At 69.0% G+C, this 16,217-nt stretch carries 3 protein-coding genes; all 3 read right to left on the bottom strand.

The annotated features are described in order from the left end of the window. Positions 1-126 precede the first annotated feature (126 nt). From WA762_RS21580 to WA762_RS21590, 3 genes are read right to left on the bottom strand one after another with little or no spacing between them, the layout of a single operon-like run. A complete protein-coding gene (locus WA762_RS21580; RefSeq protein WP_335937611.1) occupies positions 127-15,348 on the bottom strand; it encodes a WXG100-like domain-containing protein in 15,222 nt (5,073 codons plus the stop codon). 3 nt (positions 15,349-15,351) lie between these two features. Beyond that, positions 15,352-15,669 (bottom strand): hypothetical protein, encoded by a 318-nt coding sequence (locus WA762_RS21585; RefSeq protein WP_335937613.1) that lies wholly within the window; start codon positions 15,667-15,669, stop codon positions 15,352-15,354. Beyond that, the gene (locus tag WA762_RS21590; RefSeq protein WP_335937614.1) at positions 15,666-16,184 is read right to left on the bottom strand and encodes a YbaB/EbfC family DNA-binding protein; all 519 of its coding nucleotides are present in this window, start codon (positions 16,182-16,184) and stop codon (positions 15,666-15,668) included. The genes WA762_RS21585 and WA762_RS21590 overlap by 4 nt, the downstream gene beginning before the upstream one ends. Between the last annotated feature and the right edge of the window lie 33 nt (positions 16,185-16,217).

Here is a 16,217-nt window from a genome sequence, read left to right on the forward strand (position 1 = left end):
CATCGGGTGAGACGCGAGGAGAACCCGCTCACCGGGTCTCCCCCCGATGGCCGAAACCGCTGCCTTGCACTGAGCCTCCATCAATGATCAAACGAGGATGAGGCGTTGACCATAGCCGTTGCCCGCTCACGGGGAGCCTTCAGGGTTCTCGTCGCCGCCGGTGAGGACGGAGAGGGCGAAATCGGAGAGCGAGGAATTGGCGGACGCCTGGTTGTCGGTGTGTACGAAGTCCTCCAGGACGGCGCCGGATCCGGTCATCATGCCCAACTGGACAGGTCGGCCGAGGGCCTGGGCGACCAGAGCGGCGATGTCGCGGGCGCGTTGCGCTCGTTGCTGCTCGGTGGCGTTCGGGGACGATTCGCCGGACGTCTCCGGGCGGATGTCGAGCCATAGTTCCGCGCCCGGCCCGTTCGGTTCGGCCTCTTCGATGGCTCGGGCGAGCCGGTCCGCCACGGCCTGCTGGTCGCCTTCGGTCCAGCGGCCCGTGTGGCCGTTCTTCCTGAGGAGGGAGTCGGCGTCGAAGACGTGTTCCGTCACGCGGCCGGGGAGCACGCCCAGTCCGAGCAGGTCGCGTTCGGGGAGTCGTACCACGGCCCTGCCGGTGACGGTGCGGGTTCCCTCCGGGCCCTGGACGGTGGTCACCGTCTCGACGGTGACCAGGTGCGTCTGCCAGTGGCGCTCGTCCTTCGGTTCCGAGGTGGCGCCCTGGCGCTGCCGGCTGCGGTCGGTGACGGTGTGCGATCCGCCGGCCGCCGGGTGCTGCTGCTGGCCCTGGACCAGCGGCAGTGTGGTCCCCAGGGTCGCGGTCTGCGCCTCGTTCAGGTCGTACTTGAGCTGGAGGTTGAGCGCGGTGTTGTCCGTCTGGGCCGCCGAGGAGCCCGCGGAGGCCGCCTGGATGTACACCCGGTCCATGGCCATGGCCCCGGTCTGGGAGAGCAGCGCCGGCCGCCGCAACTCCACCGTGAACGTGACCCGGTCGCCCGAGTTCCGCGGTGGGATGACACCGAGCAGGTCCGCGAGCTGGAGCGCGTCGAACTCCACCGTGTCGTGCTGCACCAGTTCGGTGAACTGGACGGCGGCCAGGTCGCCGGCCTCCGATGCCGGGTCCGTGTTCGTGGACAGCGTCGTCGTGCCGATGCCCAGCGAGGGCGCGACCTCGTTCACGGCGTTGCGCAGCTCCTCGGTCCCGGTGAACCGGTGCACCACCGTACGTCCGTTGCGCGGGAGACTCCCTCCCGATCCGGTGCCGGGGGCGGGCTCCGATGCCGCGTGCACATCCGCTCCGGTGAGCCGCAGGTCGACCTGGACCAGGACCGGAGGACCTTCGGGGACGTGCGTGGGACCGTACTCGGAGAACCCGCCCAGCCAGCCGTCCAGCGACTGTGCCCATCCCTTGTCGGCGAACCAGGAACTGTGCAGCAGGTCCTGTGCCAGCTGGACCGGTGTCAGCGGCAGCATCTTGGTGCGCGCTTCGACGTGGTACTCGTACACGATCCGGAATTCCGCCGCGTCGTCGGTCCGCAGCCAGAACCGCTGGTCCGAGGAGGTGCTGGAGGTGTTGGTGACCGCCCGGCTGCTGTTGTGGGCCAGTTGCCCGGCGAGGGTGTCGGCGTGCTGTCCGACGGGTGGGCGCGGGTAGCGGGTGCCGGAGGAGACAGTGATGGCGTGCTTCTTCGTGATCACGTCCGAGACCTGGGTGTTCCTGGGCACCTGGGTGAACATGTTCTCCTGCCCGGAGCCGTCGTCGGCGACGAACCCCTTGACGCCGGCGAGGTCGCCGGTCGGGGTCGCGTGGACGGTGACCTCGACGAGCCTCGCGATTCCATTGCGCACGTGCACGAAGTGGACGCTCGTCGGGTGGCCGGGGCCGCGGGCGGGGAGCACGCGCATGCCGGCCGTGGACGTCAGGTCGCTGATGCGTGCCAGTGCGCCGGGGCTGAAGGAGTCGCCGGGCGTCAGCAGGCCGGGCGCGACCTTCTCCACGAGCGTGGTGATGGTGTCCCGGAACCGGTTGCGCACGGTGTCGGGCACGTTCTCCGAGGGAGTGGAAACGTTCTCCGAGGGGGTGGAAACGTTCTCCGGGGGAACGGGCACGTTCTCCGACGGGGCCGACACGTTCGCCGACGGGTCGAGGGGCAGTGCGTTGAGGACGGCCCCGACGCCGAACGACTGCCCGTCCCGGAGCGTGGGCGGGAACTCGATGGTCAGCGGAGGCGTCGGGGGCGGGGTCAGGTCGTCCACGGAGGCGAAGAACTGCTGGTTGCGCCGCAACTGGCCGGAGGTCGTGAGGAATTGGAGCCCACCGGGCACGTCCACCGCGAACGTGAACACCGACGGCCCCAGGTTCATCGCCGTCTGGAGCTTCTGCGGGGCCGCGTTGAGGAACAGGTTGCGGTGACCGCGCCGGATCGTGACCACGAACGTCGTGTCGGCGCGCACGCGCAGCAGTTTCATCGACTCGGTGGGGGTGCGGGTGATGGAACTGGAGGAGGTGCTGCTCTCGTTGTGATCCGTGCGCGGGCTGTAGGTGTAGGCGAGGGGCGGCTGGAGCCAGGAGAGCGGCTTGGGGGTGAGAACGAATGCGTGGTCCGCCGTGGTTCCGGTCGTCTGCTGGAGGGCGTGGGAGGCGGATCCGCTCGTGCTCGTCTCGATGTACTGAGCGTTCCCGTCCACGGGGGTGATCAGCTCGGGCTTGGTCGCGTACGCCTGAATTTCGACGGAGAACTCGGTGTCCATGGCCATGCCGGGCAGTGTCAGGCCCTCGATGACGTAGCCGCTCTTGAAGATCTGGTGGGCGTGTGCGGCGAGCCGGCCGGCGTTGATCGCGCTGTGCAGCTGCTCCGCCAGGGGGGTGGTGTGGTTGTTCGGCTTGGCGCCGATGAGGGCCTGGACCAGACGGCTCCGGTCGGCGTCACCGGTGTGCGTGTTCGGCGTGGTGCCGGTGGTGTTCCGGGCGGTGTCCTGGCTGGTGTTCTGGTTGGCGTTCCGGGCGGTGTCCGTGGCGACGTCCAGGATCTGCTGGAAGCCGTCGATGAGGCCCTTGCGGATGAGGGCCGCGCCCTGGACCACGTCGGTGAACGCGTCGTCGGGGAGGCGCAGGACCTGGGTGGACGTGCCGTCGGTGTGGGTGAGCCGGAAGGCCAGCGGCGCGGTGTCGTTGTTCGGCCCTGTCGTGGTGACCTCGCGGATCACGGCCGCCTCCGGCGTGGGGGTGGGTCCGGTGGGCACGGTCCGGTCATGGGGGACCGCCAGCACGATCCGGGGCGGCGCCGGTGGGGTCTCCGGGTCGACCTGGATGGCGGTCGAGTGGGGCGGGGTGACGGTGGTGAACGGTGGGACGGGCTGTTTCCCGGAGCTCTCGGTGATGGTCAGGGTGAAGTCGGCCGGGACGGTGAACACTTCGGTGGGATTGTTCTTCGTCTGCACCACCTGGTCGTGGCTGAGCCCGTTGCCGTCGGTCGAGGTGGCGCCCGACTGGGAGCTGTTGGTGTAGGTGTATCCGCCCGAGGCGCTGAACGGGTACGAGCCGGAGGGGCCCGAGAGCGAGGCGCCGCCGCCCCCGGTCGAGGTCGAGGCCACCGCCTTCTGCTCGGTACCCGGCATGGACAGCCCCACCATGTTGGGGGTCTCGATGTCGGTGAGCGAGTTCTCGTGCGTGATGCCGCCCTCCCTGCGGATCGCCGCGAGCGAGAGCTCGATTCGCCGTTCCGGCCTGGTCAGATTGCCCGGGAGGGTGAGCCAGACGCGGTGGTCTCCGCCCACGATGTCGTCCACCGCGCCGAGCAGCCCGAGTTGGGAACGCATCTGTTCGAAGAGCCGGAGGTTGTCGAGGCGCGCCGTGATCGTCGTTTCGTCGAGCTGGTCCCGCATCAGAGCCCTGGCCTGTTCGAGCGCCCCGGCGAGCCCCGTGGCCCGCGTCGGCGCCGGCGGCAGGAAGCCCTCCTTGCGCAGCCAGGTCTCGGCGGCATCGAAGATCTGCTCGGTTCCTTCGATGCGCAGCGGGGTCGCCGACACTCCGATCGCCTTGAGGTTGGCCAGTTCCGGGGACGGCTGAAGCGTTCCGGCGGTCTCCGCGGCCTTTGCCGGGATGGACGGTATCCGCAGCTTGAGGTCGGTCGATCCGAGGTCGATCTTCGGGCCGGTTCCGTCGCGACCGATCAGCTGGAGGCTGTGCTGGGCGGTGAACGGCGCGAGGCGGTGTTCACGGGTCGTGCGCAGGGTGTGGTTCATGGTGGCGGTTCCACCGGAGTTGTGACCCTCGGTCCAGGTCTTCTTCAAGCCGCCCTTGAGCCCGCCGCCGAGGCTGATGACCCAGTTGGCCGCCTTCTCGGGGAGCACCTTCTTGAAGAGGGCGGCGGCCACGTCGAAGGACGCGTTCACCGCCAAGTCGATGCCGAGCCCGGAGGTGATCTTCACGGCGGCGTCGAACTTCTTCGTGAGGGTGAGGTGGCTCTCCAGGTAGAAGTCGCCCGGGATCTCGGAGACGGTCGCGTTGTGGACGGGCGCGAGCAGCGTGTCCAGCCGCAGCATGCCCACGACCTTGCCGCCCGAGGTGTGGAGCAGCGGGGTGTACTGGCCGCCCCTGCCGTTCGGTCTGACCCGTTGCAGGTGCAGCCCGCCGCGCAGGTTGGTCTCGCCCAGCAGAGTCCGGACCTGGTTGCGGGACTGCTCCGAGAGCGAGTCGAACAGCGCGCGGAACTCCGGATCGGCCAGCGCCGCGCGCAGCGGGCCCCCGGGGTCCTTGACGGAGTCCACTCCCATCAGCGGAAGGGTGTCCAGCGTCTCGTCCAGGGGGAGCGTCGTGGGGCCGGTGTCGTCTTCCGTGTTGCTTTCCGTGTTGCTCGCTGGGCTGCTCTCCGAGTTGTTTTCCGTGGTGCGCTCTGTGTTGTTCTCCGTGGTGTCGTCCAGGCCGCCGGCCGGTGTGTTTCCCGGGTTGTTCGCTGTGTTGGTCTCCGTGGGGTTCGACTGGGTGCTGGTCTCGGGCACGGTGGCCACCCGGTCGGGGAACTGCACGGTGAGCTTCCCGTGGGTCTCCTTCGACCCCCACCCCTCCTGGAGCGGAATTCCGGGGTTCTGCTCCAGGTCCCGCGGGAACGCCCCCGGCATGGAGCCGGTGGTGTCGTTCTCGGTCCGGTCGTGGACGCGCACCTGCCAGTGTGTCGTGAAGTCGACCGGGTGCGAAGGGGTGTTGTTCCGCATGACCTGCGTCTGCGACACGGTGTCGGCGACCGTGGCGTTGAACGTGCGCTGATTGTGGGTGATGTTCAGCGTCGGGCTGAACAGCGTGTTCTTGTACACGCTGTTCGCCCCGGCCGTCACGTTGCCGGTGAGCGAGATCGGCAGCGTGCGGTTGTTGACCGAGCTGGAGGCGGAACTGCTCTCCAGCGCGCTCGTCGCCCGCTTCTCGATGCGTCGCTCCGGGTCCTCCACGGTGTGCCCGCCGAACTTGGTGGACGTGGCCGGGTCGGACAGGGCCAGCCGCACGTCCACGGTGTGCAGGCCGTCGGCCAGCTCGACGGTCAGCCTGTCACCGTGCTCACTGAGCACATACGGCATCCGCGAGTTCAGCACGGCCGGGCCGAACCGGGCATGCACGGCAGCCCGCGCCGCCGCCAGATCGTCCTCGGAGAGGGGCTTGTCCGGGCCGGCGAGCGCGGTGGCGACCTGGTCGGCCAGGGAATTGAGCTGCGCCGTCGACAGCGGATCGAACTCCTCCATGCCGACACCGTCGAAGCCCTGCCCGCCGTAGGACCTGACGTACTCGGACAGCGGTTCGTTCCAGCTCACCGGCGCCTTGCTCGTCTGCGGGGCGGGGCTCTGGCCGCCGTCGTCCGAGGGCGCCAGCATCTCTGCGGCCTTCGGGGCGGTGAACGGAGGCGCGGTGTCCGTCGAGTGCAGCGGGATCTCGACATACATGCTGACCCGCTCGATCGTGCTCAGATACTCCGCGGGCATGGTGAGCAGCGAGTTCTCGTCGGCATGCGTCATCACGCCGTCGGTCCGCACCCCGGACGCGTTCGCCTTGCGCCGGAACAGATGCGGGTTGGCGGACCCCGCGTCGGAGTACTCGTCGGCGAGCCCGAGATAGTGCAGCACCTCATGGGTCAGCACGGCGTCGCTGTGCTTGACGTCCCAGTGGAGCTGGTCGGCGCGTTCCGGGACGGAGGCGTCGGAGAGCGTCACGGCCTCGCTGTGGCCGGGATCGTTCACGAACTCCACCGAGACACGCAGCTGATCAGCGGATTTGGGCAGCTTGTAGCCGGAGTTGACATAGGCGTCGAGAGAGGACTGGACGCGGGTCTGCAGATCGGCGAGGTCCTGCGGGCTCAGACCATCCTTGAGAGAGACCGGCAGGGCGACGATGTAGTGCCGCACGACGCGTCCGTCGGGCAGCTTTTCCCGGCGGACGTGGTAGCGGATCAGGGTCGTGGAACCGGTCAGCCGCCCCGGCGTCTTTCCGGTCTGGTGAACCTGGGGGTCGAAGCGCTCGGTGTTCACGGCCTTGGTGGCGGCGCCCGCGAACTGGTTCAGCTCGTGCAGTCGCACGGGGTTCGCCACCCGCTCCCCGGCCGGACGTGGCGGGGGCTCCTTCCGGGTCCCGGTCTGCTCCTGCGTCTCCTGTGTCTTCTGGGTCTCCTGCGTTTTCTGGGTCTCCTGCGACGACGTGACGACAGGGTCCGAGCCGGGCTCCGGCGCCTTCGACGTCGGCCAGGCGATGGGCTGGGAGGCCAGCGACTGCGCCAGCGGATCGGACACCGGAGGCACCTGGAAGCCGCCGATCGGGTCCGGTGGCGGTCCGGTGTGCACGTTCGGCTGATGCGCCGCGGCCAACTTCTCCGCGATGTCGTCGATCCGGACGTTCTCATCGACGAACGGGTTGGTGTCGGAGAGGTATTCGCCGTCCGGCGAGATCTGCCGTCCGTCGGGGCCGAAGGTCCAGAAGCGGACCCCGTCGCCGTCGCGCAGGGCCAGTTCCACGGTGAGTCCGCTGTGCCGGGCGATGTCGGACGCCTTGCGCAGTGCGTCCATGCGGGCCTCGGGGCCGGGGTCCGTGCCGAGGTCGAGCCAGAGCTGCGGCATGTCGCCCTCCGGCTTCCCGGAGCCCTCGGACAGCGCTTCCGCCGCCTTGATGTCCGCGGCAAGGGTTTCGGCCGAGAGGTCGCGGGCGGCGGAGAGATCCCAGACGCCGTTGCCGCGGTCCGGGGTGGGGAGGACCCCGAGCCCGAGCAGGTCCCGTTCGGACACCCGCATGAGCGCGGTGCCGGTGACATGGCGCACGGCGCCGTCCGGGCCGGTGACCGTGGTGACGGTGTCGACCTCGACCTCGTGCGTCCGCAGCCCGTTCTCCGCGTCGGGCAGGCCGGCCGAGCCCATCTTCTCCCAGCGGCGGCCGGCGGCGGAGATGCCGCCGCCCTGGCCCCGGGGCACCGACTGGTACAGGATGAGCGGAATGGACGTCCCGAGGCTGTGGGAGCCGTCGGACGCCATGGTGCCGGACGGCGCGAAGGTGAAGCCGGTGGAGCGGGAGGTCGACGAGCCTGCCGAGGAGCTGAAACCGGCGACCCGCACCCGGTCGACCGTCACGCCCGCGGTGCCGTCGACGATCCGCGGGTTGTACACCTTCGTGGCCAGAGTGACCTGCGGGTGCTCGCCGGTGCCGGCCACTTTGCCACCGAAGCCGGCCGCCGCGCGCACCGGGTCGATGGTGATCACCTCGCCGTGCAGGAGCTCGGTGAACCGGATGGCGGCACCCTCGTCCGTGAAGCCCGTGGTGAGGCCGTCGCCGTCGAGGCCGGGGGCGACCTCCTGTACGGCCTTCAGCAGTTCCTTCTCGTTGGTCAGGCCGTAGACGACCTCGTTCCCGGTCGGCTTGAGCGGCGTCGCCTGCGACAGCCGTTCCTGGACCAGGACCGGATCGGTGGTGTGCACGGCGTCTTCCAGCGGCTCGACCGACGGGTCCTTCTGCGTGCGGTCCCCGCTGAACCGGACGGTGACCCGGGCGTCGACCGGCTCGGAGATCCGGTGGGTCTCGCCGCCGAGGGTGAGATCCGCCGAGAAACGGTACGCGAGGTCGAACTCGTTGCCACCCTCGGTGCGCTGCCACACCCGGTCCTCGGCCGTGGAGGTGTTGCTCGCGGAATCGGACCGATTCGTCGCGTGTGTGATGCCGGGGCCGAACGTCGCCTTCCGGCCGCCGGAAGTCGGGTAGGTGACGCTGCCGGACACGCCGGCTTTCATCGGCCTGGTCGCGCCGGAAGTGTTGGTGATGTTGTTCGGCGCGTGCTGGGTGTAGTTCTCCAGGGCCGCACCCGCGTCCGACTTCCTCCCCCGCACATCCTCCAACTGCTGTCCGTCCCAGGCGAGTTCCGCGCCGATCCGGATCGTCACCTCCTGGGTGGTCAGCCCGCCCGGGTACGGGAAGGCGAAGACCAGCGGCTTTCCACTGCCACGCCCGGGGAGGGCGTTCAGAGCGGCGGGCGAGGTGTAGTCCGCGATGCGCTGACGCAGCCCGGGGACGTAGCCGGAGCTGCCGGGGGTGACACTCCCCGGGGCGTGCTTCTCGACCAGGGCGGTCAGCCGGTCGCGCAACAGGTCGTGGTCGGCGTCCGGCTCCTGCCTCTGCGCGTTCCGGGACTCGCCGTCGTTGTCGTCCGAGGACTGGTTCCCCTGCGGCGGGGTCACCGGATTCTCGGAGCCCTGCGCGTGTTCGGCGCCTGTGTCCACCGGGGGAGTGGACGGGGTGTCGCCGGCCGCCCGCTGTCCGTCGTTGATCACGGGCGTCACGGGCGTCACGGGCGTCGTGGGCGGTCGCATCGGCCCCTTGAGCGGGGTGACGCTGAGGACCGCGGCGAGCCCGAGCAGGCCGTACTTGCGGAACCGGTACGGCAGGAGCGCGTCCTGCGGGCGTGACGCGTCGATCGGTCCCGAGAGGTTCATGAGGTCCGTGTCGCCGCTGCGCCGCAGCTGGTCCGGGGTCGCCAGGAACTGGATTCCGCCGGGCACCGTGACCGTGCGCTTCACGGCGTCGGCCGAGAAGTTCAGCGGCTTGACGCCGCGGATGCCCCGGTGGATCGTCACCTCGTAGGTGATGTCGGCGGAGATCCGGTGCTGGTTTCCGCTCTCCGTCGGGACCCGCGTCATGGTCGTCGAGGCGGAGCTCTTCGTGGCGCGACTGCTGCCCGTGCCCGCCCCCGCGTTGAGTCCCGGACCGCCCGTGACCGGCGCTGCGCCCTCGGCATCCGCAGGCGCGTTCCGGGCGGCCTCCACCATGTCCCTGCTCGGCCCGAACTTCAGCGAGCCGTCGGCACCGCCCTCGTGCGAGCTTCCCTTGGAGACCTGGTGGGACGCGGCGTCGGTGATGCCGATGTTGGTCTCCCCGTACTGCTTGACCGCGCCCAGGCTCTTGGGGTTCGAGAGGACCGCCCGGACCTCGACCACCAGATCCGAACCCGCCACCGCCCCCGGTACGAACAGATCGTCGATGACATACCGGCCCTTGACCATCTGATGTGCCCGCGACAGCACCGCGGCCGGCGACAGCTGCGCGTGTACCGCCTCACTGAGCAGCAGCCCGTGATCGGCGCGGTCGGTCCCGGTGAACGTGTGCTGCACGACCGACAGGGCGTCCAGCGCGTACGAGGCGACCGACTGCGCCGCGTTCGTGACCGCCTTCCCCGCGTTCGCGGCCGCGGTCCACCAGGTCGACGAGGCGGCGTCGGAGGAGGCGGTCCGGACGGGGCTCGGGTTGCTTACCGGCAGGACGTCGTTCGCGTTGTTCGAGCCGTCGCCGCCGTCGTTGTTCTCCGGGTACGCGCCGGGCATGGAATCGCGCGAATTCGAGCCATTCGCTGTCGAGACCGGTTCCGGTGTGTTCGGTTGCTCTTGCTGCTGCGTCTCTTCCGAGAGATCGCGCAGCATCGCGTCGACCGCCTCGTACAGCTTGCCGCTGCCGCGCATGACGTCGACCAGCGAACTGTCCGGCAGTATGAAGGTGTTCTGCTGCTCCTCCAGGGTGTTGGCGCCGGGCGGATCGAGCGTTGCGGGGCCGTATCCGTTGGAGGGCTCGGCGGTCCCGTCGGTCACGGGCAGGGTCCGGCTCTTCGGGACGGCCACTTCGAGATGGACCGGCTCGGAGGCGCCGGCTGCCGGTGTGAACGTGGTGGAGTTCCGGGAGAACACGGGTTCCTGGGCGGTGCCCTCGAACACGTTCAGCGTGAACACGGCGGGAATCTTGTAGACCTCGGTGGTCTGATTGCTCGTCAGGATGAACTGGGTGTGCGACAGCGAGGAGGCGACGCCCGAGGTCTCGGTCCACTGCGTCGTCCCCTTGTACTCGCCCCCGAGGCCGCCGCGGAGCTGCCCGAGCCGGCCGGCGACTTCCCCCTTCAGGCCGTATGACACGGAGGTGGTGTCTTCCTGCTCGCCGGCCCCCGGTATCGACACGGCGGTGGAGCTGGGCATGTAGACGCCCGTGAGCGAGGTGGGGTGCAGAACCGCCTGGCCGGTGACGCGGTCGAGGCCGAGCTGGAACTGGACGCGACGGACGCCTCCGCCTGTCTGCGGCTGGTTGAAGTGGATCCGGAGCCCGCCGTCGACGAGTTCGTCCACCGAGCTCAGCAGTCCGTTCTGGGAGCTGAGCAGGGTGAACTTGCGCAGGTTCTCCAGCCGGGCCTTGACCAGACTCTCGTCGGACGTCGAGGAGACCGACCCTGGTACGGGCAGGAAGCCCTTGTCCTGAAGCCACTTCTTCGCCTCGTCGAGGACCTGGGTGACGCCGTCCCCCTGGAGATTCAGCGGTGTGGCGGTGACGCCGACGCTCTCCAACTGCTCCAGTTCGGGCGGGAGCTGGGCCTCTTCCGCGGGGGTTTTGCCCTTCACCGTGTCCGGTGCGAGGGTTCGTATCCGCACATCGGTGGGGTCCGCGGTCCACGGCGTGGACCGGGTGCCGTCCGCCGGAATGAACTCGACGTGGTACGTCACCGTCGCCGGGGTCAGCAGATGACCGGCGTTGGAACGGAGGTTGTGCACCACGTTGTGCGTCGCCCCGGCGCCGAACCCCTTGTCCAGCTGCTTGTTGAAGCCACCGGTCGGGCCGACCGAGCCGCCCAGGTTGAAGCTGCGGAACGACTCGTCCTCCGGGTCCGGTTTGCTGTTCAGGGCCGCACCGATCGAAACGTCCAAGCCGCCCGAATTGGACACCTTGTACATCGAGTCGACCTTGTACTGCCGGTCGCGGTAGCTCTCGAAGTTGTACTTCTCCCCGACCTTGATGTCCCGCAGGCCGTTTCCCCCGCGCGGCTCGACGTCCGCGACGACGCGGAACATCCCGTACGCCTTGCCGTTCTTGTCGAACAGGACCGGTGAGATCGTTCCCGGGGCGTGGGTGTCCTGCTCCTGCTCGTTCTTCCTGCGTTGCAGGGGCAGCGCCCCCAGCAGGTGCTCGCCGCCGAAGAACTTCTCCGCGGTGGCGAGGGACCCGGGGCCCAGGTCCTGGAGTTCGGTCCGGTACTTCTCGCGGGCCTGCCGCAGCAGGCCTCCCGGGTCGGACATCGAGTCCATCGCCCACAAGGGCAACGCGTCCAGGTGCGCGTTGAACTCGCTCTTGTCGCGGCTGATGACATGGGCCGGGCCGTCGTCGTTCGGTTCGGGCCGGGCCAGATGCTCCGGGAACCAGGCCGTCACCGTTCCCCGCTGCTGCGGGGCCGACCACGGCCGACTGGCGAGGGCGTCGGCGGAGGGCGCCTTCCGCACCTTCCATGTCGCCTGATAGTCGATGGCAGTCGCCTCTTCCGAACTGCGCATCAGACTGGTCGAGTTGACTGTTTGAAGGACGTTCGTCTTCAGGCTGCGCTGCTGAAGCGTGACATTGGGCTTCACGGACAGCGACACGCCGATGAGCTTGCCCACGTACGTGGCGAACGTGTTGAGGTACCCGGGGAGGGGCACCTTCCGCGTCGCTGTGGTTCCGGCCTGTGAGCTGGTGTCGAACGCCGCCGTCTGCCGCTGCTCGTTGTTGTGCGGCGGCCTGCGGTTCTTCGCCCCGAACACCGCGGTCGGCTTCGGGGAGGACAGGTCCAGCTGTACGTCGAGGTGGCTGAGTCTGCCGTTGACCGTCACGGCGACGCGGTAGCCGTCCCGGCTCATCAACATCAGCCGGTTGTCGTGCAGCGCCTGCGGGGAGAGCAGCATTTCGAGCTGCGCGCGCACGTCGTCCTGATGCTTGGAAGGAACGGCGAGTTCGTCCAGTGCCTGTTGCTGGAGGCCGGCCGCCACGTCCTTGTGGATCGGGGCCAGCTGGACACCGCCGATGCCCTCGGATTTGTTGGTGCCGAACTTCTTCATCTCGGGTGAGAGCTGGATGTTCCGGTTCGCCGGCTGGGTGAGCGGGGTGTTGTCGTTCTTCGGCTGGACGGGCGGCGGAGTGGTCTGCTCGCCGGGCCCGGGAACGCTGTTGGTGTTGGTGTTCGTACTGGTGGTGGGGGACGGGGCCTGGCCGGCGGTGAGGGGGTCCTCGGTCGGGTTGATCGACTGTGCCTCGTGCACCGCCGTCGGAGTGGCGTCATTCGTTCCGGGCTGCGTCCCGGACGTCTTCACGGGTTTGGTGAGCGTGGATCCGACGGCCGACGACAACGGGCTCCGAAGGGCCTTCTCCTGGCTTCCCTCCGGGGCCTGGTTCTGCTGCTGTTTCTCTTCGTCCGTGCGGAGGTGCGTCGTCTCCTTGCTCTCGGTGGGGACCTGCGACTTGCTCTGCGAATCGTTCTTCTGCTGTGTCTGTGTCTGCGTCTGCGGCTGGTTCTGCTGCTGACTGTTCGCCTTCGTGTCGGACTTCGTGGCCGTGTTGGCGTTCAGCGGCGTGTTCATGGAGGGCGCGTTCGACGAGGAGCCCTGGTTCGAGGGAGTGATCGTGTTCGGCGGCGGGGTGTTCCCGGGCGGCGGCGGAGGCGGCGGGGGAGTCACGTAGGGCTCGGACGGTGTGACGACCGGTGAGGTGTTGTTGTCCTGCGGCGGCGTGACCGGCGGAGTGGTCGGCTCGCCGGACTCGGGAATGTTGCTGTTGCTGTTGGTGGTGGTGCTGGTGGTGGGAGACGGGGCCTGACTGGTGACGAGGAGGTCCCCGGCCGAGTTGTCGTGCGGGCTGAGACGGTCCTTCGGGTTGGTCGCCTGCGCCTCGTACACCACCGTAGGAGTGGCGTCCCCCGCCCCTGTGGTCGACGACAACTGACCCGGAGGAACGTGGCCCTGGCTTGCCTTCAGGCCCTGGTTCGCCTTCAGGTCCTCGTTCCGCTGCTGGTTCTGTTCCTTCTGGTGGAGATGCGTCGTGTCCTTGCTCTCGGTGCGGACCCGCGACTCGTCCCCGGAGTCGTTCTTCTGCTGCGACTGTTCCCGCTGCTGATCGTTCGCTTCCGGTTCCAGCGAAGCACTGGTCTCGGTGGCGATGTTCTGGACCGGCGGCGTGCTGGGCGGCGTGCCGGGCGGTGTGTCGGGCTTCGTGCTCGGGTTTGTGCTCGTGCCGGCGTTCGGCGAGGTGTTTCCGGAGCGTGCGTTCGACGAGGGGTTCTGGCCGGACTGATTCGCGTTCTGGTTCGGGGAGGTGACCGTGCTCGGCGGTGGTGTGACCTGATTCGCCGACGGCTGCACCACGTTGGCTGCGGGCGGCATCTCCTCGGCGACCGGCTGGTTGCCGGGGGGCTTCTGCCGCCCGGTGATGCCGGACGCGTCGATGGCCCCGTTGTTCCCCGTGTTCCCGGTGTTCCCCGGGTTTCCGGTGTTCCCGGTGTTCTCGCTGTACGACGAGTTCCCGTCGCCCGCCGGTCCGCCGGTGAGGTCGGTCGACACGGCGACGTCCGGCGCGTTCGTGTCCGAGACCGCCGGCGGGTTCGCCGACGTCGTGGTGAAGGCGGGCTGCTCCTTGACGTCGACGTGCTCCTTGACGTCGCTCTTCTCCTTGACGTCGACCTGCTCCGTGCCCTTGTCGACTGCCAGGAACTCCGGCTCACCGAACGGCGACGACCTCAGCTGGTTCACCTTGTCGGCGAGCGCCGCCCCGAGCTTGTCGCCGCCCGACTCCAGGAAGTGGCCGACACGCCCCTCGACCATGCCCGAACCGAAGGTCAGCCCGGAGGTCTTGAACTGGTGCTCCTCGCTGAAGGCCAGGTTGTACGCGCCCTCCGACACCGCGGCGTGCACGCCCTCGAACACACCCTCGTTGGCGCCGTGGAGCATCGACTTGAGGATGTTCTTCCCCAGCACGTCCGCGGTTCCCTGGCTCAGGACGTCCGCGAGCGGCTTGTCCAGCTGCTTGCCGAGCGGCTTCAGGCTCTGAGCCAGGGCGTCGGGCAGGTCCTTCTGCCCGGTCTTCTCCAGAAGGGTCTTGGCCCAGTTCTGGCCGACCTCCTTGGCCTCCTTCCCGCCCAGGTGCTTCTGGAAGGTGTCCCCGACGGCGTGCACGAAGTCGGCGGCGGCCTGCTTGGCGCCCGGGCCCGCCGTCTTCGGCAGGTGGTCCTTGAACACGTTCGCCATGTCGTCGCCGAACGACTTGGGCGGATTGGGGCCGACGACCTTCGGGCCCGGGCCCTTCGTTCCCGCGCCCTTGGGCAGCGGGAAGACCTCGTCGAGCTTCTTGCCCAGATTCTTGCCGCCGTCCATGCCGAACAGCTTGGCCAGGCCCTTGCCGAACTTGTTGCCCAGCGCGTGGAACGGTCCGGCCAGCGCGCCCTGCACCGCCCCGGACAGCGCCGCGCCCTTCGTGAGGTCGGTGTCGAAGGTGTCCCGGGTGCCCTGGTTCATCTGAGTCCACTGCACCAGGACGTCCATGGCCACGCCCAGGCCGATGTTGATGATCTCGTGCATCAGCAGCGTGCTGAGCAACCGCGTCAGCCAGTTGCGGATGAGCAGCCGCGCGATCGCCTGCCGGGCCAGGTACGCCTGGATCGAGACGCCGAAGAAGAACGCCATCGCCGCCGCGACGGCCGCCTCGACCAGCAGCTCCACCAGCTGGGCGATGATCATGTACTTGGTGTACTGGAGCTGGGTGGCGCTCTCCCGCGTGAAGTCGCCCAGCAACTGTGCCTGGTCGCTCACCGCGTTGAAGTAGTCGAGCCCCTTCTGGCCGCCCAGGAACCCCTTCATGGCCTCCTGGTACGCGACGGACGCGTCGCCGCCGAAGTTCTTCGCGGTGAGGCCCATGGCCTCCGCCACCTGCTGCTGGATGTCCCCGGTCAGTTTCCCGTGCAGGTCGTGGTGCGCCTCGGCGAGCGCGAACATCTTGTCCTCGTCGCCGTTGGGCGGAACCTCACCCGTGAGCGCGGCGAACAGCCAGGCGGCCTGCGGCGGAAACTGCAGGGACACGGATCAGCGCTTCCCGTGCTGCTGGATCGAGCTGACCACGCCGTTCTGCACCTTCGCGAACGTGCTGGACGCGTCGAGCAGGCTCGTGGCGCTTCCGGACAGCGCCGAACTGAGCTCCTTGATCCCGGTCTTCGCGTAGTCCACGCCCGCCAGGTACTTGCTCGCGAAGGTCTCGCCGAACTCTCCGTCCCCCCAGCAGCCGTGGTACGAGGAGATCTTGTCCAGGTACTCGTCGCGGACGACCTCGATCTGCTCGCTCACGCCCTTCAGGTTGTCCGCGCTCCGGCCGAGCCCGTTGGTGTCGACGTTCAGTCCGCTCATCGCCGTGCCTCCCCGGCCGGGCCGGCGCCGCGACCGCCCGCCGCCTGGTTCTCTTCCTCGTCGTCCACCAGTTCGTCGAGCAGCGCGCCCGAGGAACGCGTCGGCGGCTGCACCGGAGGCACCGGCATGCCCTCCTCGCGCAACGGCGCGAACAGGTCGTCCCAGTCGAGCTCCGCGAAGCCGCCCGCCGCGTCCGGGTTCATGCCGGGAATCGGCCCGAACGGCTTGTAGAGCTCGGTGAGTTGCGACGCCACATCGGCGCGGGCGGCCCCGATCGTGGACATCAACGCGTTCGCCAGCTCCGCCGGGGCCATGGTCCGGTAGCGGGAGGTCGGGAAGCGCAGGTTCGTCAGCTCGCCGTGCGCGCCGACGGTGGCCTCGACCGAGCGGTCCTTGGCCATGACGGTGGCCGAGACGCGGGCGGCCGCCGCGGCGGCCTCACCGAGCTTCGCGCGGGTCTCCTCGAACTCGGCGAGCGCCGCCGCCAGCCGCTCTTCCATGGGGTTGTTGCTCATGAATTCCGTGCCGCCTTCGTCCGTACGGTGGGG

The sequence above is a fragment of the Streptomyces tyrfis genome, from assembly GCF_037034285.1.
Lineage (GTDB): Bacteria > Actinomycetota > Actinomycetes > Streptomycetales > Streptomycetaceae > Streptomyces.

Excerpts from the sequence above, each read along its gene's own strand:
- WA762_RS21585 (WP_335937613.1), bottom strand. The coding sequence starts at position 15,669 with ATGAGCGGACTGAACGTCGACACCAACGGGCTCGGCCGGAGCGCGGAC.
- WA762_RS21590 (WP_335937614.1), bottom strand. The coding sequence starts at position 16,184 with ATGAGCAACAACCCCATGGAAGAGCGGCTGGCGGCGGCGCTCGCCGAG.